The organism is Marinobacter salexigens (genome assembly GCF_002806945.1).
Lineage (GTDB): Bacteria > Pseudomonadota > Gammaproteobacteria > Pseudomonadales > Oleiphilaceae > Marinobacter > Marinobacter salexigens.
The window spans coordinates 548010-567037 of record NZ_NIHC01000003.1 but is presented as its reverse complement, the minus strand read 5'-3'; the positions used below and the strand labels follow the sequence as shown (position 1 = coordinate 567037).

The window sequence follows — 19028 nt, the reverse complement described above, 5'->3', positions numbered from 1 at the left end:
CTTTCAGCAGCAATGGCTAAACCCTACAATACCAGCCATTCAGCCGGTCTGCCCGGCCCAGCGTTTCCCAGAAGGATTGCAGCCATGAGCAACACCAGCGCCTCCCCGGCTCACAAGACTTACAACATTACCCAATGGAGCGATGGCTATATCGGCGTCAATCCCGAGGGCGAGGTTGTTATCCGGCCAAACCGGGGCAAGAACGAGGCGGAGATCAATCTGCCAGAGCTGACTCGCTCGCTGGTGGAGTCCGGGCTGCAGTTGCCCGTGCTGATCCGTTTTACCGACATCCTTCACGACCGGGTGAACAAGCTGTGCAACGCGTTCAATAAGGTGGCTTCAGAGCATAGCTATAAAGGGCGGTACACGGCGGTCTACCCCATCAAGGTAAACCAGCAACGCCGGGTGGTTGAGGAATTGATTGCAGCGGAGCCGGCGGCCAGCAACGGGCAAATTGGCCTTGAAGCAGGCAGCAAGCCGGAACTCATGGCGGTGCTGGCACTGGCCAGGCAACCCGACTCGGTTATCGTGTGCAACGGCTACAAAGACAGAGAGTACATCCGCCTGGCTCTGATCGGTCAAAAGCTTGGACACCGGGTGTTTATTGTGGTGGAAAAACAGTCAGAGCTGCCGCTGATTCTGGACGAAGCCAAAAAACTGGAGGTTTCTCCGCTCATTGGCGTTCGGGTTCGATTGGCCACTATCGGTAAGGGTAACTGGCAGAACACGGGGGGCGAGAAATCAAAATTCGGATTGTCCGCCAGCCAGGTGCTGGATGTGGTGAACACTCTGCGCCAAGCTGATGCCCTGCATACCCTGCAACTGCTGCACTTCCATCTGGGCTCCCAGATAGCCAACATCCGCGATATCCAGACTGGGTTGCGGGAATGCGCGCGCTTTTACAGCGAGTTGAGGCACATGGGTGCTCCGGTGAACACCGTAGATATTGGCGGGGGCCTTGGGGTTGATTACGAAGGCACCCGCTCCCGAAGCGCCTGTTCCATGAACTACAGCATGCACGAATACGCCTACAACGTGGTGCACGTGCTGCAGGCGGAATGTGACCGCCATGGTCTTCCTCATCCGGATCTGATCAGCGAATCCGGGCGCGCGTTGACCGCACACCACTCGGTGCTGGTCACCAATGTGATTGATCACGAGGTGCCCGAAGAGCAATCTGGCAAACAACCCCGACAGGATGCTCCGGCACCACTACAGGATCTCTGGCGTGACCTGCAGAGCCTGGAAGACCCAGGTTCCCCGCGCTCGCTGGCGGAAATCTATCATGATGTGTTGCATGCCATGGCCGACGTTCACGGCCAATTTGCCCACGGCACACTCTCACTACAGGAACGTGCAAACGCAGAAATACTCTACATTCGCTGCTGCCGGTTGTTACAAAGCCAACTGGATAAAAATAGTCGGGCCCACCGCGAAATCATTGACGAGCTGAACGAAAAGTTGGCCGCCAAGCTGTTCGTGAACTTTTCGCTGTTCCAGTCACTGCCGGATGTGTGGGGTATTGACCAGATATTCCCGGTTATGCCGGTAAACGGCCTGAATCGCCCACTCACCCGCAGGGCGGTAATCCAGGATATCACCTGTGATTCAGATGGCCGCATCGACCGCTACGTGGATGGCCAGAGCACGGAATCCACACTGCCTTTGCCCGAAGATGAGCCCGGCGAGGCTTTGCTGATGGGCTTTTTCCTGACCGGTGCCTACCAGGAAATTCTCGGAGATATGCACAACCTGTTTGGAGACACGCACTCTGTAGACGTACGCCTGAACGACGCCGGTGGCTACGATATCAACACGCCCATTATCGGCGACACTGTGGCCCATGTGCTCAGGTATGTGAACTTCGAGCCCAGCAACCTGCTGCAAGCCTACCGCAACAAGTTTGCCGCAAGCGGTTTGCCTGAGGCTGCTCAGTCAAGGCTGCTGAAAGAACTGGCTGCCGGGCTTGAGGGTTACACCTACCTCGAAGACTAAGCGTCTCGATGAGTTTGGGGTGCAAAGAGTAGCCCGCCAAAACGTTTCTTTGGTAGAAAACTGATCCGCACTGAAAACCGGCCCGTAAATATGGTGACTGACAATCCCGGGGCGAGTGCATACAATGAGCAACGTAACAAACATAAGCCATGCAACTGTCAAGGAGCGTCCGGTGACCACACTGGATCAACAGCCAGCACGTGCCGAGGGCCGAAAGGACCCCTGGAGTCAGCTGTTGGTGAAAGTCGGAAAGAGCCAGGATCGCCAGGCCTATCACTCCTTGTTCGAACACTTCGCGCCGCAGCTCAAGTATTACGCCATGGCAAATGGCATGGCCAGCCACGCAGATGAACTGGTACAGGAAGTGTTTGTTTCTATTTGGCGCCGAGCCTGCCTTTATGACTGGCAAAAGGCCGCGGCTTCCACCTGGATTTTTACCATCGCACGTAATCAGCGCATCGACATGTTACGCAAAATGCGTCGCACCAGTGTGGAGATGCCGGTGGAGACAGAGGATCTGTGGCAGATTCCCGGAGAAGACGATAATCAGCCGATCACTTCACTGCACCGCCTCATGTCTGAGCGTCGGGTCAGGGAGTCGTTAAGCCAATTACCCGAAGACCAGATTACCGTCATAGCCAAGGTGTACATGGAGCAGAAGTCGCACCAGATGGTGGCCAACGAACTGAACATTCCCCTCGGAACTGTGAAAAGCCGAGTGCGCCTTGCACTGAGCAAACTGAAAGTAATTTTGCAGGATCAGAACGTATGACACGGCATCACCCCGATAGCCTGACTCTGATGGAATACAGTGCAGGCAACCTGAGCGAACCCCATGCTCTGTGCATTCGTCTCCATCTCGACAAATGCCCGCATTGTCGCAGTCAGGTCGACACCCTCGACAGCCTGGGTGCCGTGATGATGGAGCAGCAGCCAAAAGTGAGTGTTTCCGGGTCAATGTTCGATGACATACTCGCCAGAATAGACAGCTCGCCAGAGCCCAAGCCCCGATCTAAAGCGCATCCCAAAACAGATCTTCTGAAGAAGCTCCTGGGGCAGGACATCAACAACCTTCCCTGGAAGCGGCAATTGGGAGACGTTAGCGTTCTGGATATTACCGGGAAGTTTCCGGGCCAGAATGAACAGGTAGTTCTGCAGAAATTGGTAGCAGGCGGCAAGGCACCCGCCCATACCCATCGTGGTACTGAAACGACCATCGTATTGCAGGGGACATTTTCCGATCAGAATGGCGTTTTTAACCAGTGGGATTTTGTGGTGTTAACCGAGCAGGACGAGCACAAACCATTGGCCCTTGGTTCTGAAGATTGCATCACGCTTTCTGTACTGAGTGCTCCAATCAAACTGACAGGAACCTTCACGCGCTTGCTGAACCCTTTTATTCGCTGACTTCGACTCCAATTCCCGCCAATCCCCTCAGTTGTCGCCTGCTAAAAAAGAAATCATGAGCCCCTTCCCGGCGCGGCCGTCACACCTTAGCTGCACCCCACTTAGCCCCCTGACAGCTACGCATTGCGTGGCTGTTTTGCAGGTATTTCATGTCTGCTCCGGCACTAGGGTATAATCGCGCCCCTTGAATTCTCCGGCTTGTGCCCGGATCCAAACGGAGGCCCTATGAACGCCAACGATTATGCCTTTCGCTTTGGCGGTATTGAACGTCTGTACGGGCGCCGTGCGCTGCACGCCTTTCGAGATGCCCATATTGCTGTTATTGGCTTGGGTGGTGTTGGTTCCTGGGCTGCTGAAGCCTTGGCGCGCAGCGGAGTTGGCACTATCACCCTGATCGACATGGATGATATTTGCGTATCCAACACCAATCGCCAGCTTCATGCGCTGGAAGGCCAATACGGTCGTACCAAAACGGATGCAATGGCAGAGCGATTAAAAGCCATTAACCCCCATGCGGACATTCGGGTTCACTTTGGCTTCCTCACTCTGAAGAACCTCACAGAACTGGTCACTCCGGATGTAACAGCGGTGGTGGATGCAATTGATAGCGTTAAACCAAAAGCTGCACTGATTGCCCACTGTCAGCGCGCAAAGATTCCGGTTGTCTGTGCCGGAGGAGCGGGCGGGCAAATGGACCCTACCAAAATTCTGGTGGCCGATCTTGCCAAAACCACCCAAGACCCTTTGCTGGCCAAGGTTCGCAATCTTTTACGCCGGGAGTACGGTTTTTCTCGTAACCCAAAGCGACGATTTGGGATCGAAGCCGTATACTCAACTGAACAACTCACATATCCTGCCGGAGAGGGTGAAGTTTGCCTGCAAAAGCCTGCAACCTCAGGCCCCACGCGGCTTGACTGCGCTACCGGCTTTGGTGCTGCCTGTCCTGTTACAGCCAGCTTTGGTCTGTTTGCAGCCTCCCGGCTGTTAAATCGTATTGCAAAACGCGCTAACCAATAATCACACGGGTTCCAGATCTCTATGCCAGCCAGCACAGTCCTGATTCTTGCCAGTATTGGTATTCTTTCACTGTCATTTCAATGGCTTGCCTGGCGCGTGCGCGTACCGGCCATTCTTTTCCTGCTTGCCGGCGGCATACTTGTAGGCCCGGTACTGGGCTTTCTGAAACCAGACGAAGTGTTTGGCGACCTCTTGTTTCCCATGGTTTCACTGGCCGTAGCCATCATTCTTTTTGAAGGCAGCCTGACCCTGCGCTTTGATGAAATTCGCGGGCACAGCAAAATGGCCCGTAATCTCATATTCGTTGGCTCCGCTGTTACCGGGATCATTGGCACCCTGGCAGCGCGCTGGGTTCTGGATATTTCCTGGGCCGTCGCCCTGCTCTTCGGGGCAATTTCCGTTGTAACTGGGCCAACCGTTATCGCCCCCCTTCTGCGTTCAGTGCGGCCAAGCGCCAAACTGGCGAATATTCTGCGCTGGGAAGGCATTATCATTGACCCGGTGGGGGCATTGCTGGCTGTTCTGGTGTTCGAGGGCATAGTGTCCTGGGGCCAGGGCAACGTATTCGGCCATTCTCTTTATATTTTTGGCAAAACCCTGGTCATTGGCTTTGTCACTGGTGCCCTGGCCGGATACCTGAACGGCCTTGTGCTGCGCAAGCACCTTATGCCCCAGTATCTACACAATGCAGCAACACTTACTTTCATGCTCGGTGTTTACGCATTCTCCAATGAAATGGCCCACGAGTCTGGCCTGCTCACCGTAACAGTGATGGGCATCTGGATGGCCAACATGAAGCAGGTTTCTGTCGACAGTATCCTGGAGTTTAAAGAATCCCTGAGCGTACTGCTTATTTCAGCGCTGTTTATCATTCTGGCCGCCCGGGTAGAGTTTGCCGCCATTGCCGATCTGGGCTGGGGCTTGGCCGTGGTTCTGGCCGTGCTGATGCTGGTGGCTCGGCCGCTCAGTGTGTTTCTCTCAGCCATAGGGACTGATCTGAACCTGCGGGAGAAACTGTTTTTAAGCTGGATAGCGCCAAGAGGGATTGTCGCCGCAGCGGTTTCTGCCCTGTTCGCATTCCAACTGCAGAACCTCGGCTATGAAAGCGCTGCGGCTCTTGTTCCTATGGTGTTCGTACTGATTATTGCCACCGTTACCCTGCAAAGCCTGACAGCGCGGCCAATCGCCCGCTTGCTGAATGTGACGGAGCCAGCTGAGTACGGATTCCTGATTCTGGGCGCCAATCCGATGGCCCGGATGATTGGGAAGGCCCTTAAAAAACATGAGGTGCCGGTGGCCTTGGCAGACACTAACTGGGAAAACGTGCGCCATGCGCGGATGGACAATCTGAAGGTATACTTTGGCAACCCGATTTCCGAGCACGCCTCAACTCACCTGGACCTAACGGGTATCGGCAACCTGCTGGTTATCTCTCCCTACAAGCATATGAACTCACTGGCCACCTACCACTTTTTGGATTGGTTCGGTGACCACAGTGTGTTCAGCCTGTCGGAAGGGGATCAGGATCAGAAGGCACGACACCAGACAGCGGGCAAGATCCAGATGACCCGTGGCCTGTTCAACGATCTAAGCTACGCCAAACTCGCCAGCCTGGAGAGCCAGGGTTACACCATTAAAACCACACAACTCAGCGAAACCTTTGGCTACAACGACTTTTTGGCTAAGTATAACGGCGACGCTCTGGTGCTGTTTGTGTTCGATAGTAAAAGCCGCATCAAGCCCGTGCGCAACATGGACGATCTGAAACCGGATGACGACTGGATACTGATCAGTTTGGTGCCGCCGCAATACCATAAAGAGCGGAAAACCAGGGAAAGTGATGGAGAGGGGGCAGAACCATCTGCACCGGGGAAAGAATCGCCTGTGCTGGGAGAAGAGCCTTCTACCGAAAGCCCATCCCCCAAAAGCTAATTACTGCGCCGCTTTTTGAAGCTTAGCTACAATCCAGAACCAGCTTGCCTCGCACATGCCCACCCTCAAGGAGTTCGTGGGCTTGTGCAACCTGATCCAGCGCAAAAGCCTGGCCAATGTGAACCTTCACATCACCATCTTCGATTAGCTCGGCAATTTCCTCAAGGTTAAACACATCCGGGCGCACAGTCATACCATGGGCCTTCAAACCCTGAGCTTCGGCTGAACTGACAACTTCATCTGCAGTAACGGTGGGAATGGTAACCAGCACGCCACTCTCCCCCAGTGTGCGCAAGGACCGCTTGCCCGTATCTCCACCAACCAGGTCCAACACAACATCCAGCCCAAAGCACTCATCAGCAAAATCTGTGGTGTTGTAATCAATCACTTCGTGCACACCAAGCTCCGCAAGGAAATCACGATTACCAGCGGAGGCCGTTGCAATAACGTGAGCACCATGAGCCAGCGCAAACTGCACTGCCAAGTGTCCTACACCGCCAGCACCAGCGTGCACAAGAATTTTCTGGCCAGGCTCAAGTTCGGCCACCTCAAACAGCGCTTGCCAGGCAGTCAGCGCCGCCAGTGGCAGAGCCCCAGCGGTTACCAGGTCAAGCTCCTCAGGCACAACGGCCAACTCGTCTGCCGTCGCCAACGCATACTCCGAATAGCCACCTCCGTTCAGTGGAAAACCCACCAACCCCATCACCCGGTCGCCGGGTGCCAAAGTGGTTACGTCGTCCCCGATGGCAACAACTTCGCCCGCCACATCGTATCCTGGCGTCCATGGCAGGGAGGTTTCTATCTGCTGAGCTACGAAGCCGAACCCTTTACGGGTTTTCCAGTCAATGGGGTTCAGCCCAGCCCCGTGAACACGAATCAGCACCTCGCCTTCTTGCGGTACCGGTATATCTGCGTTGATGACTTCCAGAACATCGCGCTCACCAAACTGGTGGTAGACCACCTTTTTCATGGACGATTCAGAATGCTGATCAATAGGGGTATCCATGGGTATCTCCGGAAAAAGACGTCGATAGTGATTGATAGAGGTAGGACTTTACATTCATCCTCCAGACTACCAGAAGTTGGTGACAATAGTGACTCACACCAGGTTACAAACCTTTCCCTCCGGCTACAGTCGCGGCTTTCATGATATCGGCAAATTCTTTTGGAGCTCGGGATGGGCGCTGGGTTTTCAGGTCAACACAGGCGTGTGTAGACACTGCCCGCATCAGTGTTTTACCGTCAGCTGGCCGCACCAACTGGAACTGCCGCGCAGAACGAAAACGGCCATCGAAGCCCGTAAGCCATGTACCCAGAACCAGCTGGTCACCGGGATTCGCAGATGCAAGATAGTCAATCTCTGTGCGAGTAATTGCCATGGCCTTGCCGGTGGCCTCATGCAGCTCCCAGGTCATGCCCAGGCTCTTGACGTGCGCCCAGCTGATGTCCTCTAGCCAACGCACATAGACCACGTTGTTGGCATGCCCCAGCTCGTCGGTATCGGCGTCCACCACCAGAATTTCAAGAGTAAACGGGTCTGGAAGATCCCATTTTATTGCCTTCAGCCCAGTCATTACTGCCCTCCCAATCCAGGAATGTTCTGCAACGAGAGTCGCCCGATGCGATCATTGTGAAGCGAACCAAAATAGAGATAGCCTCCGTGGGGGTTAACCGACGTAATTTCCTGCAAGTGCTGGCCCTGGGTATCGTGCAGGCTGGTAATTACCTTACCTTCGCCATCAAACGCCACCACCAGGCCGTATTCCTCAGGCGCTGGCTGAAGGCTTCGCGGTAATTTGGCAACCAGCTCTTTGAGCCAGGGTTTAAAGTGCAGTGTGTCAATGCGAGCATTGCGGAGTGTAGGGAAGGCCACCCAGAACCGGCCTTTTTCATCCACTGCCAGATTGTCGGGAAACCCTGGCAGGTTCTCCGCAAACATTTCCGCCTGGCCGATTTTCGGACCTTTTATCCAGTATCGCTGGATACGATACTTCCAGGTTTCATTCACCAGTAAATAATCGCCCCCCGGTGCCACCGCAACGCCATTGGCAAAGTGCATACCACCCAGCAAAACCTCGGTTGCACCGGTTTCCGGGGAATACCGCAACAGCCGACCATGAGGCCGCATTTCCAGAAGATCAAGCAGGTAATCCGGTTGGTAGAAGCGTGAACTGGCGTCGGTGAAGTAAATGCGCCCATCAGGGGCAATATCCAGATCATCTGTAAACCGGAAGGGTACCCCCTCAGCCTCAGTGGCCAAGACATTAATCTCGCCGTCAGGCGTAACTGACAACAGACCCTTCCAGGCATCAGCGACTATCAGGTTGCCGCCCTGGTCAAACACCATACCCAGGGGGCGCCCTCCTGTAGACAACCAGTTTTCAACCTGACCATCGGGAAACACCCGAACAATGTAACCGTCTTGGGTACCCGCAAAGACCACACCGTTGGCATTAACAGCAGTATCTTCCGGGCCATAAACCTGCCCTTTTGCCAATAATTCTGCCTGGCGCAAATGCTCGTTCGGGGCGAGCGGGCCTGTCATGGCTTTCGGACTCGGCGCTTGCCAAGCTTTTGCATCAATAGGAGATGGCGCCATAAAAAAGCCACCCAGCAAGATAAAAAACACCAGCAAACTGCCCACCAACCACTTCATACATCAACCCGTCGGTTTGTTATTATTGATGGCCTAGAGGTCATCCTGGCCTTTTAAAAACTTCTCGCACAACTCTACAAAAACATCTGTTTTCTCAGCATGCAACCAATGCCCGGTACCTTCTATAATGCGAAGCTGAGCATTGGGAAACAGCCGGGTGATTTCATCCCGGTGTTTTTCCTGAATATAGGCCGAATCTGCACCTTTCAAAAATAACACAGGACCCTCAAATGGGGCTCCAGCCTCGGGTGCCGCTGCCAGGTTGGCATAACAGGCATCGATTGCTTCCAGGTTCAGGCGCCACCGGTATACCGAACCGTCTTCCGGTTTTTCCTCGTTGGGGATACGCTCAAGGTTCATCAGCAAGAACTGCCGAACTCCGGGCGTCTCTACAAACTCAGCAAGTTGCTTATCGGCATCCCTTCGGGAACGCACGCTTGCAAGATCAACCCGCATCATGCCCTCAAGGATTGCATCGTGCCGTGCCTTGTAGGTTACCGGGGCGATATCAGCAACAATCAATTTTTCGACCCGTTCGGGCGCATGCAGAGCAATTTGCATGGCAACCTTGCCGCCCATCGAGTGTCCCAGCAGGCATGCCTTGTCGATTCCCTGCGCATCCATGTATGCAATTACATCCCCGGCCATGGAGGGATAATCCATGGTGTCGGTATGAAAAGAACTGCCGTGATTACGTAAGTCCAAGGCGTGAACCTGCCACTGTGTATGGAACTTCCGGGCAATAGCACCCAGGTTTTCCTGGGCCCCAAAAACGCCGTGCATCAGAATAAGTGGGGCACCTTCTCCGGTAATTCTATGGTTCAGTATTGCACTCATGGGCAGATCTTCTCCGTCAGGGATCACAATGTTCAGAAGCCAATACATTAACATTGCCAGACGGGCGAACAAGAGGGTGTATTGCAGGCAAGTGTTTCTTGAGGCCAAAAAAAACCGGGCAATAATGCCCGGTCAAAAGGTCGATAGCTATCCCAATCTGTGATCAGCAGTAGTAAATCTCACCCAGATATTCCGCCAGCGCTGCTACGTTTTTGCGCTCAAGCTCAGTACTGGGTACAAAAATGACTGGTTTCATAAAACACCTCCTGGATGTGTCTTCCATTACTTCAACCTGTGACTTATATACTATCGTTACAAGAGATAGAGTACGTTGACAGACTGTCCCAATCACTTGACATTCTGTAACAAACCCATGACAACGCGCTAATGAGCCAGCAAATGTGACCCAAACGCCGATCACTACAACAACCCCCTTTGTAGCCGCCTCCAGTACGCTGGCGCTTGCTCACTACCTGAACCGTCAGGGCGTACTGAACAGGCAGAAGGTTGAGGACATTATTGGCTTGGACCTGACCGCACTCAGGGAGCCAGACAGGCGCGTACCAGCGCAGGCCCACTATCGTCTTTGGGACTATGCTGAGAGTGTCACTGGCGACTCCGCAGTGGGTCTGAAAGCAGGCCAGATTATTGACCCGGAGCGTATGGGACTGGTGGGGCACGTATTCTTTAACTGCGACACACTGGGCGAGGCAGTCACCCAATATGTGCGTTTGCACAGACTGATTAATGAATCCGTGATTCTGAGCTTCGAACAGGTTGCAGATGTAGCCATACTCACCTGGCAGGCGGACTCACCGGAGCACTATTGTCGTCAGGATATGGATCGGACGATTGCCGCGGCTTTATCGCGAGGACGGCACTTTATCTATTCCGGACTCAATGTAGAGTGGGCAGAGATTGCACACTCTCGCCCGGATTACGCTGACAAATATGAGAAGCTGCTGGGCGGCCCAGTGGTGTTCGGCTCTGCCGTAACCCGGCTTGCCATCCACAGTCGTCACATGAACCACCCGATACCCCACAGCAACCCCTATGTGTATTCCGCTGTACTGAAACAGGTGAACGGCCTTTTGGCTCGCCTGCAAACGCGGCGATCGTTCAGCCGCAAAATCCGCAAGCTGATATCCCGCCAGATGGCGACCGACAAGATTGATGCAGATACTCTGGCCCGGCAATTCCACATGAGCCGTCAAACCCTGTACCGGAGACTGAAAAAAGAAGGTTACAGTTTTCATGAGCTTGTAGAGCATGTGCGGAAAGACAAAGCTCTGCGTTACGTTGCGTCTGACCACTATGCCCTGGGCGAGATTGCCTTCCTTTTGGGCTTCTCTGAACTAAGCGCGTTCAGCCGGGCATTCAAACGCTGGACCGGCCTGGCCCCGGCCCAGTATCGCGAGCAGCACCTTACCCGGAAATCGAATGAATAATGTTTGATACTTCATTAGTGGCTATTGCCGTCAGCCTGCTTTATCTGGGCTCGGTTGCCTGCATTTATCGAATTCTCCTCACCTATCGAACAACTCAGGGAGCCATTGCCTGGATTATCGGACTGTTAGGCCTGCCCTATGTTGCCGTGCCACTTTTTCTTATTTTTGGCCGCTCCCGCTTCGGCGGCTATGTTAAAGCGCGGCGCATGGGAGACAAGGCCCTCACGGCCTTGCTTAAACGCTTCGAACAACAGACCACCTCCCTCTCCATGCCGGAACAGCAGCATCTTGATAGTCCTTTGCAGGTTCTTTGCAAGTTAGGACGCCAGCCGTTCACAGAGGGTAATTCATGCTCACTGCTGCGCGATGGCGAGGCTACGTTTGAGGCTCTGATTACGGCTATGGAGGACGCCACCTCCTATATCCTTCTTGAGTTTTACATCGTGCGCTCAGACAAGATTGGCCAGCGCATCAAAACCACCCTTGAGCAAAAACTCGCCGAAGGCGTGCAAGTGTGGTTCTTGTACGATGACGTAGGCAGTTTCGGGCTATCCCGCAGCTACCTGAAAGAACTCGCGAAAGCCGGCGCCAAGGTGGCTTCCTTTGGTGATGGTAATATTCGACGCCGGAGGTTTCAGATCAATTTCCGCAACCACCGCAAGCTGCTGGTTTGTGATGGCCAAATCGGTTTTGTCGGGGGCATCAACCTGGGCGATGAGTATCTGGGCACGGTAATGGGCCAAGGGTTCTGGCGGGATACCCACTGCCGCATAGAAGGCCCTGCCGTAACCGGTTTACAGCTTGCCTGGCTGGAAGACTGGAACTGGGCAAGCAATGAATTCCCCAGCCTGAACTGGGCTCCGAAGGGCACGATGCCAGGCAATGAACAGGTTCTGGTGCTTCCCACAGGCCCTGCAGACACCTGGGAGACCTGCACACTTTTTTTCCTGAGCTGTATCAATAACGCCCGACATCGACTCTGGATTGCATCACCGTATTTTGTGCCGGATGTTCAGATTGTGAACGCGTTGCAGTTGGCGGCCCTCCGGGGGGTAGACGTACGAATCATAATCCCGGAGAAATCAGACAACCTGCTGGTAGGCCTTGCCGCATACTCCTATCTGATACAGGCCAGCCAGGCGGGCATTGGTATTTATCGCTACCAACCGGGCTTCATGCACCAGAAGGTTGTTCTGGTGGACGATCACTATGCCGCCGTCGGCACCGCAAACCTGGATAACCGCTCCATGCGACTCAACTTCGAAATAATCGCGATCAATACATCTGAATCGTTTGTTTCTGATGTCGATACCATGCTCACAGAAGACCTCTCCCACTGCCGTAGAATGACACAAGAAGATTATCAGGGGCGTTCCATTGCGTTCCGGCTGACCTGCCGCGCAGTTCGCCTGCTGGCGCCTTTGCTATAATCAGCCTTTGAAGCGACAGCAAGCAAATGGAAGTCCGCCACCGGCCGGTTGGCAGCAGCATCTTAGTAAAAGAGCTGAGTGAAGGAAAACCCGATATTCAGGTAGGCTGTCCAGTTATCTTTATTATTGTAGGCTACCGCTATCTGCATTGGGCCCAAAAAAGTGTCCCTCCCGGTAAATACGCTCCAGGATTTTACGGAACTGTGCCACCTGGCATCACTGAGTGATTCCCAGGCATTACCTACTTCCAGCCCCATACCTGCAAACCAGGGGGTAATCGGGCCTCCAAACGTCTGGCTGGCATAGGCCGAGGCCATTGCCGCGCTGTCACCCGTAATCTGGCCGGGTGCATAGGCAGACAAACGGCGGAACCCCCCAAGGCGTATCGTGTTTTCCAAGCCCGGCTCCCCGCGGGTTACGGCGTGGGCATAAAGCAGTCCAGTGAGAGTAAAGTTTTTCCAGCTGCCTGTACCCAACGCCATACCGGTTATGGCGTCAAAGTGCCGCTCAGAGCCCATGCCTTCGCGCTCGATACGGCCCCGGATTCCTGCAAAGGCCCCGTCGCGGGGGAAGAAGGCATCATCAAGAGAGTCGTGCACCAACTGCAGGGTGATACCGCCCTGATGCACCTCGTCTGCCGGGATATCCGCGGTGCCAACTTGCTTGTTCACAGTGGCGTATCCGCGTGTGTAGGTAAGGCGGGCCTCAGCATTGCCACCCAGCTCCACCCCGAAGCCAAGGTCAGCGTAGCGAAAGCTAACATCCAGCTCTGCAACGCGAGTGCCTTCCGGAGCATAAACGCTGATGGTATCCCGGGAATACTCGGCGCCCGCCACCAGAAAACGCTCATACCCATAATCAAGAGGCTGATACCACTGGGTACGAATCTGTGGCTCCGTACCAAGCTGCAGGCCTGTTTGCCATTCGGCACCCAGTTCATTCAGCTCAGTCACCCTCAGCGAAGACGTGAGATTGAAGCGGGTATCACCATCAAAGTTATCCTCATAGTTCATCCCGAAAGACAGATAATTCGGCCCCCAACTTTTCTCCTGCACTTTTATCGTCAGCCGCGTGCCCTCAGCTGATGGCGATAAGGAATAAGACACAGTTTCATAATAGCCCAGCCCGTAGATCCGCTTGAGATCAGCTTCCAGGGCTTCTACGTCCAGCGGCGCGCCGGCCTTCTGGCGTATCCGTCCCCGCAGAAACTCACCACCCAAACGTCGGTCATGCTCGATTTCAACGCGGGCAATAACCCCTTCAGTTTCGCGGCTTGCAGAGGTTAGCCTCGCCCTGTAGGCCTGCCAGGCGTCGCTTGCTACCACCAGCCGGTTGAGCTCCACCGCATGCCCCCGCGCACTGGTGGCTCCCAACTCAAAAAGTACGGCAGCTCCACTAAAATCTGCAACGCCATAACCTAGTAAATCCGGCCGGATAAGAACATCTTGCTCGTCCAACAAATCAAGCTGCTGTTCAGTATTGCGGCGCGTCATCATGGTGGTTAGCTGACCAAATACCGAGAAGGCTTCCTGGAGTTCATCGGAGCCCACCAAAGCGTCAGTAATATCAATAGCAATAATGATGTCGGCCCCCATTTCACGGGCAACGTTAACAGGCAGGTTGTTCGCAATACCGCCGTCCACCAACAAACGCTCATCAAGTTTAACCGGGGCATACACGCCGGGAATACTCATGCTTGCACGTAGTGCTGTGGCAAGGTTGCCTTTGCCAAGCACCACCATCTCGCCAGTTTCGAGATCGGTTGTGACGGCCCGGAAGGGAATGGGTAACTGGTCGAAGTCCTCAACCAGTGCGACACTTTGGGTAAGTTCGTTGAGGATAAAACCAAGATTCTGGCCGGCAATAATGCCCGCCCCCAGATGCAGGCCATCAAGGCTAACGCCAAGGCCCGGACTAACGGGAAATCGCCACTCTGTCTGCTTTCGGCGAACGGGTTTGTAGGCCCGGCCAGGGTCATCCCGAAAGCTCGATAGCCAGTCCATTTCAAGAAAACGATTCTCGATCTCGGCAACTGACATGCCCGAGGCATAAAGTGCGCCTACCGCAGACCCAGCACTGGTTCCTACCACCATATCCACCGGGATTTTCATTTCTTCCAGCACCCTGAGCACTCCCACGTGGGCCATGCCTTTGGCGCCACCGCCGCTGAGCACCAGTCCTACGCGAGGGCGATCAGCGGCGCCATCACTGGCTCCAGCAGCTAGGGATGCGGGGGATATTAAAACCAGCCAAGCGAGAGCTAATAATGAAAATGACGTCAAAACCCGACAGTTTCCCTGGGTATCATGTTCAACTTTTCTTCGAATCATCGTCTACCAGCGACAGGTGTGACACATCCGGCACCATCGGTGGAGGCAGATCCCGCTCGACACCTATATCACTGCCGGCAGGTGCCAGCGTCCAGTCATCCAGATGTTGAAACATAGGTGGTTCTACTTCCTCAGGCTCCACCAGTGTTACACCAACAGGGTCAAGCCCGAGCGTTGATCCCGCCAGAATATCATCGACCTTGTCCCCGGCTACTGGCAAACGGTCACCCGGCTCAACATCCGGAGTGGTAGAACGGGCAACCGGTTTATCGGGATCTGGCGCAGGGCTCGTCGGCTGAGACTTCGATGCTGGTGCAGGCACGGGCCTTTCCTGTACCTGGCTTTGGGGCATGGCTTGAACGTAGGCTAGCATGCCGTGCTTGCGTAACACTTGCCGATACTTCTCGGCCTGCCCTTCATCAAGTTTGTTACGGATCACTACCGAGCTGCCGCTGAACATGCGCTCTATCTGATCAACACTGGCCTTGAACAGTGCACGGGCATTGTTCCGGGCTGTTGCCAAATCGGTGCCGGGGGCACATTCACCCTTGAATACGAGCTGAAACATGGGCAACTCTCCTGCCGTCGGATTTCGTTTCATGATAGTTGATAGTGCAACCCCAGGGGAGCCCCCAGGAGTCAATGCACAACGACTAATGTATGCAAACTGCAAACAATTGAAAAAACTCAGCCCAAAGCCGCGCAATAGCTGACAGTCTTTGCAATAATCAGTTGTAACCAAACATTACATTCCGTTACATTAAATGCAGTACGGCTACCGGGGGCTGCCAATAATGAACATTCAGAACTTGATCCGTGCGGCAGGCGCTGCAACCTTGCTTTGCACTCCCGTAGCCCAAGCGGAGAATCTGGATATCGTAATGAGCCAGGTATTCCCCCAGGATCAGGCAACTTACATTGGCTATGAGAGCATTGAGCGCGAGGACATTCCTGTTGCCTCTGCCATAGAACGCAAGTACCTGGTTGTCGACTTCCGTCTAGCTACCAGCCAGCCTGCCACAGAGCAACTCCAAGCCAGTGTTCATAAAGTCTGTATGGCTTTGCTGAAAGACCGTGAGCTGGTTCGAAGGCTGTCGGATTCGGGCTATGACATGGTCTCTGTAGCCTTTGATCGCCGCTCCCAGTTCGACTGCCTGTAAATCTGATTCGCGGCACCCGGAGTAGTCCGGCTCACTCCTCCCGCCCCAGCAGTTTTGGGAACGCATCAAGCGCGCTGTTAACGGCATCGAGATTGAATGCGTCTACATCTGCCATGAGTTTCTCGCCGTATCGTGTTACAGAACGAGAACGATAGCGCTGCCCCCAATCCAATACGCGCTGCGCAAAATCTTTCATTTCTTCAGGATCGCCACTTTCCCTCACGGCCTCCCACTCGTCACCGAAATCTGCCGTTAACTGCTCTCTCAGCCAGCCTCGCTCCTGCATACTCAGTGTTTGAGCCAACAACCGTTCAGACTCTTTCGTTTCGCCGTCATCCTCGGCCTGATCACCGGTCGCCTGAACATTGGGTAGGGTGAGCGTAAAAACAGAGCCTTGGCCGGGCTCGCTTTTCACCTCCAGTTCACCACCCATCATTTGAGCCAGCTTACGGCTGATCGCCAGTCCAAGCCCGGTTCCTCCGTAGCGGCGGGTGTTCTGCCCCTCCTGCTGCTCAAAAGCGTCAAAGATACGTCCGAGCTGATCGGCTGGAATTCCGATACCTGTGTCTTTCACCTTGATGGAGAGCCGATAACTCTGATATTCCGATGTTTCTGCAGCTTCGCCCTTAAGCGGCCCGACGGTGGCCCGCACTTCAACACCGCCCTCGTGGGTAAACTTGATTGCATTGCCCACAAGGTTAAACAGCACCTGCCGGAACCGGGTTTCATCGAGTATCATGGCAACTGGCATATCCGAGCCAACACTGACTTCCAGTGTGATGCCCTGCTCCCGCGCGCGCAGATCAAATATGTGGCGCACATCATCAAGAAGCCGGCGTACAGATACGGGCGAATAGTCCAGTCGCATTTTACCGGCTTCGATTCGCGACAGGTCAAGGATGTCGTTAATCAGCATGAGCAAGCTTCGGCTACCTGCCCGGATGGCATCCAGGTAGTTACGCTGCTGAGGGTCAGTAACACTGTTACTGAGCAGGTCGCTGTAGCCAATCACCGCATTCATGGGTGTTCGGATTTCATGGGACATGTTGGCCAGAAATTCACTCTTCGTAAGGCTCGCGGCCTCCGCCTTCCGTGCCAGGCGCTCTGCTTCCAGCTTGGCAGCCCGCAGTTCATCTTCACTCCGGCGCAAGGCATTTTCAGACCGTATGCGCTCGTCAACCTCCCGCGACAGCTTGCGGTTCCAGTAAAGGAAGATCAACACCACCACAACGGCCAGCAACACAACCCGGCGAACCACGGTGTAATCGGCTTCCTGCTCGATATCCAGGTGGATCCAACGGTTATAGATGGCCTCCGTATCGGCTGGTTTCAGACTGCCCAGAGCCTTGTTCAGGATTCGGTGAAGCTCCGGGCTGTCTTTGCGTACCGCAAGCCGGAGATCGTACTGATAAGGCGTGATACTGGTGATCCTGAGATTCGAAAGGCCGAGCCTGGCAACGGTATAGCTGACCGCCGGAATGTGGGTCACCATAACGTCAAGATCGCCATTCGAAAGCGCCAACAAACCCGCCTCTATCGTTGCTGTGGGGTAAAGATCCAGGTTTGGGTGATTGATAAGCAGGTAATCGTGCGCCGCATGCCGGTTAACCACACCGACACGCTCGGTGCGCAGTTCGCGAAGGTCTCCGATAAAACGTCCATCGTCCCGGATGGCCAGAGCAATCGGCACGTTCACGTACGCCCTGGTAAACAGAAATGATTCTTCAGTGCGGGGCGTACGCGATAATCCGGGCAATATATCCACTTCGCCAGCCACCAATGCGTGCTCCGCAACCACACGGTCTTCCAGAAGTTTCTTCTCAAAACGCACACCCAACTGATTCTCCAGACGCGCCACGAGATCTGGCACCAGGCCTGTAGCGCGTCCATCCTGGGCATATTCAAAGGGTGGCCAGTCAGAGCGGTATGCAACCTTGAGCTCAGGATAACGCTTGAGCCAGTCAATATCAGAAGCCGAGAGTTCCACACCACTCTGTTCCAGCGCGGAAAGATCCACCTGCAACCAGGACTGCCGGATAACCCTGTGCTCGTTATGACTTATCGCTTTTACCGCTTGATCCAGAACTCGATAAGCGAGCCCACGGTTCTCCTCCACCTGAAACACAACATCCACCGACCTCTGATCAAGGAGCACCGACAGGCCGATACCATTGATCATGGCTGACTGGAGATAGTCCGAGACGACCGGGACCGGCCCCAAAAAGGCATCGGCCTGCCCGGACAAGACTCGGCTGACAGCTTCACCCAAGCTCTGAACCGCTACCGGCGTAAAACTCTCAACAGAATCCAGCATGTCGTACTGATTAGGATCACCCTCAACCACGGCTATGCGACTACCCTCAAGATCGGCCAGTGAACGAATTGAGGCATCACCAGCACCGATAAACAGGCCGTAGGTGAGTGTCATCAGAGGGCCTGTGAAGCGCTTGCCCTCAGGCACGGGGGTGCCCGGAATCCTGGTAGTCAGCAGCGCATCCATTTCTGGCTGATCAGGCGATAGCTCAGCGGCAGCGCTGGCCCCCATCACTACAGGCTCAACAGGCAGGCCGAGCTTGTCAGAAAGTCGCGCGAGGTAATCAATATAAGTACCGGCAAGATGACCGCTGCCAGTATTAAAAACCAGAGGCACCTGGTCGGCGTACACACCAATCCTGAGGCTTTCCTGCTCGCTGATCCAAGCCCAGTCCTGATCTCCCAGCACCGGCGCGGGGGATGCCTGGGGAGGGTCTGCCAGTGCAACGGATTGAAAAACCAACAGCAGCCAGCAAGATAAATACAGAAGAGTGACCTTCACG

The 19028-nt window shown here is 54.5% G+C and carries 15 protein-coding genes; 8 read left to right on the top strand and 7 right to left on the bottom strand.

The window, feature by feature from the left end; translation table 11 throughout:
* The first annotated feature begins 84 nt into the window (after positions 1–84).
* The 5 genes from speA (at position 85) to CDH47_RS07520 (ending at position 6351) form a co-directional block, all read left to right on the top strand.
* Positions 85–1995: a biosynthetic arginine decarboxylase gene (gene speA / locus CDH47_RS07540; protein WP_100639229.1), complete on the top strand. Its 1911-nt coding sequence runs from the start codon at positions 85–87 to the stop codon at positions 1993–1995.
* Positions 1996–2167: 172 nt separating this feature from the next.
* Positions 2168–2767 carry a sigma-70 family RNA polymerase sigma factor gene (locus CDH47_RS07535; RefSeq protein ID WP_100639228.1) on the top strand — a complete coding sequence of 200 codons (600 nt, stop codon included), beginning with the start codon at positions 2168–2170 and terminating at the stop codon, positions 2765–2767.
* Positions 2764–3402: a ChrR family anti-sigma-E factor gene (locus CDH47_RS07530; protein ID WP_100639227.1), complete on the top strand. Its 639-nt coding sequence runs from the start codon at positions 2764–2766 to the stop codon at positions 3400–3402. Before CDH47_RS07535 ends, CDH47_RS07530 begins: the two co-directional genes overlap by 4 nt.
* Before the next feature lie 225 nt (positions 3403–3627).
* Positions 3628–4419, top strand: a complete 792-nt coding sequence (gene tcdA, locus CDH47_RS07525) for a tRNA cyclic N6-threonylcarbamoyladenosine(37) synthase TcdA (RefSeq protein ID WP_100639226.1) — start codon at positions 3628–3630, stop codon at positions 4417–4419.
* Between the two features lie 21 nt (positions 4420–4440).
* Positions 4441–6351: a cation:proton antiporter gene (locus CDH47_RS07520; RefSeq protein ID WP_100639225.1), complete on the top strand. Its 1911-nt coding sequence runs from the start codon at positions 4441–4443 to the stop codon at positions 6349–6351.
* A 22-nt stretch (positions 6352–6373) separates the two neighbouring features.
* Here CDH47_RS07520 and CDH47_RS07515 read toward each other — a convergent pair whose 3' ends face one another.
* The 4 genes from CDH47_RS07515 to CDH47_RS07500 all read right to left on the bottom strand — a co-directional run bounded on the left by CDH47_RS07515 (position 6374) and on the right by CDH47_RS07500 (position 9844).
* Complete coding sequence (locus CDH47_RS07515; protein ID WP_100639224.1) at positions 6374–7357, bottom strand: NADP-dependent oxidoreductase; 984 nt, start codon at positions 7355–7357, stop codon at positions 6374–6376.
* 103 nt (positions 7358–7460) lie between these two features.
* On the bottom strand, positions 7461–7925 hold the full coding sequence (locus tag CDH47_RS07510) for an acyl-CoA thioesterase (RefSeq protein WP_100639223.1): 465 nt from the start codon (positions 7923–7925) through the stop codon (positions 7461–7463).
* The gene (locus CDH47_RS07505; protein WP_100639222.1) at positions 7925–9007 is read right to left on the bottom strand and encodes an SMP-30/gluconolactonase/LRE family protein; all 1083 of its coding nucleotides are present in this window, start codon (positions 9005–9007) and stop codon (positions 7925–7927) included. Before CDH47_RS07505 ends, CDH47_RS07510 begins: the two co-directional genes overlap by 1 nt.
* Positions 9008–9040: 33 nt before the next feature.
* Positions 9041–9844 (bottom strand): alpha/beta fold hydrolase, encoded by an 804-nt coding sequence (locus CDH47_RS07500; protein WP_100639351.1) that lies wholly within the window; start codon positions 9842–9844, stop codon positions 9041–9043.
* A gap of 401 nt (positions 9845–10245) precedes the next feature.
* Between CDH47_RS07500 and CDH47_RS07495 the strand changes: the two genes are divergently transcribed.
* Positions 10246–11292, top strand: coding sequence for an AraC family transcriptional regulator (locus CDH47_RS07495; RefSeq protein WP_100639221.1), 1047 nt, complete (start codon positions 10246–10248; stop codon positions 11290–11292).
* On the top strand, positions 11292–12722 hold the full coding sequence (gene cls, locus CDH47_RS07490; RefSeq protein WP_100639220.1) for a cardiolipin synthase: 1431 nt from the start codon (positions 11292–11294) through the stop codon (positions 12720–12722). Before CDH47_RS07495 ends, cls begins: the two co-directional genes overlap by 1 nt.
* 62 nt (positions 12723–12784) lie before the next feature.
* Here the strand turns inward: cls and CDH47_RS07485 are convergent, their stop codons facing one another.
* Complete coding sequence (locus CDH47_RS07485; RefSeq protein ID WP_239985655.1) at positions 12785–14869, bottom strand: patatin-like phospholipase family protein; 2085 nt, start codon at positions 14867–14869, stop codon at positions 12785–12787.
* A gap of 163 nt (positions 14870–15032) precedes the next feature.
* Positions 15033–15620 carry a hypothetical protein gene (locus CDH47_RS07480; RefSeq protein WP_100639218.1) on the bottom strand — a complete coding sequence of 196 codons (588 nt, stop codon included), beginning with the start codon at positions 15618–15620 and terminating at the stop codon, positions 15033–15035.
* Positions 15621–15846: 226 nt separating this feature from the next.
* Between CDH47_RS07480 and CDH47_RS07475 the strand changes: the two genes are divergently transcribed.
* Positions 15847–16212: a hypothetical protein gene (locus CDH47_RS07475; RefSeq protein ID WP_100639217.1), complete on the top strand. Its 366-nt coding sequence runs from the start codon at positions 15847–15849 to the stop codon at positions 16210–16212.
* Between the two features lie 31 nt (positions 16213–16243).
* Here the strand turns inward: CDH47_RS07475 and CDH47_RS07470 are convergent, their stop codons facing one another.
* Positions 16244–19027, bottom strand: a complete 2784-nt coding sequence (locus tag CDH47_RS07470; RefSeq protein WP_100639216.1) for an ATP-binding protein — start codon at positions 19025–19027, stop codon at positions 16244–16246.
* Between the last annotated feature and the right edge of the window lies 1 nt (position 19028).

What these genes read in the sequence shown, in the direction of transcription:
- CDH47_RS07500 (WP_100639351.1), bottom strand. Translation starts at nt 9,844, where the DNA reads ATGAGTGCAATACTGAACCATAGAATTACCGGAGAAGGTGCCCCACTT.
- CDH47_RS07520 (WP_100639225.1), top strand. Translation starts at nt 4,441, where the DNA reads ATGCCAGCCAGCACAGTCCTGATTCTTGCCAGTATTGGTATTCTTTCA.
- CDH47_RS07530 (WP_100639227.1), top strand. Translation starts at nt 2,764, where the DNA reads ATGACACGGCATCACCCCGATAGCCTGACTCTGATGGAATACAGTGCA.
- CDH47_RS07480 (WP_100639218.1), bottom strand. Translation starts at nt 15,620, where the DNA reads ATGTTTCAGCTCGTATTCAAGGGTGAATGTGCCCCCGGCACCGATTTG.
- tcdA (WP_100639226.1), top strand. Translation starts at nt 3,628, where the DNA reads ATGAACGCCAACGATTATGCCTTTCGCTTTGGCGGTATTGAACGTCTG.
- CDH47_RS07485 (WP_239985655.1), bottom strand. Translation starts at nt 14,869, where the DNA reads ATGGCCCACGTGGGAGTGCTCAGGGTGCTGGAAGAAATGAAAATCCCG.
- cls (WP_100639220.1), top strand. Translation starts at nt 11,292, where the DNA reads ATGTTTGATACTTCATTAGTGGCTATTGCCGTCAGCCTGCTTTATCTG.
- CDH47_RS07475 (WP_100639217.1), top strand. Translation starts at nt 15,847, where the DNA reads ATGAACATTCAGAACTTGATCCGTGCGGCAGGCGCTGCAACCTTGCTT.
- speA (WP_100639229.1), top strand. Translation starts at nt 85, where the DNA reads ATGAGCAACACCAGCGCCTCCCCGGCTCACAAGACTTACAACATTACC.
- CDH47_RS07515 (WP_100639224.1), bottom strand. Translation starts at nt 7,357, where the DNA reads ATGGATACCCCTATTGATCAGCATTCTGAATCGTCCATGAAAAAGGTG.
- CDH47_RS07505 (WP_100639222.1), bottom strand. Translation starts at nt 9,007, where the DNA reads ATGAAGTGGTTGGTGGGCAGTTTGCTGGTGTTTTTTATCTTGCTGGGT.
- CDH47_RS07510 (WP_100639223.1), bottom strand. Translation starts at nt 7,925, where the DNA reads ATGACTGGGCTGAAGGCAATAAAATGGGATCTTCCAGACCCGTTTACT.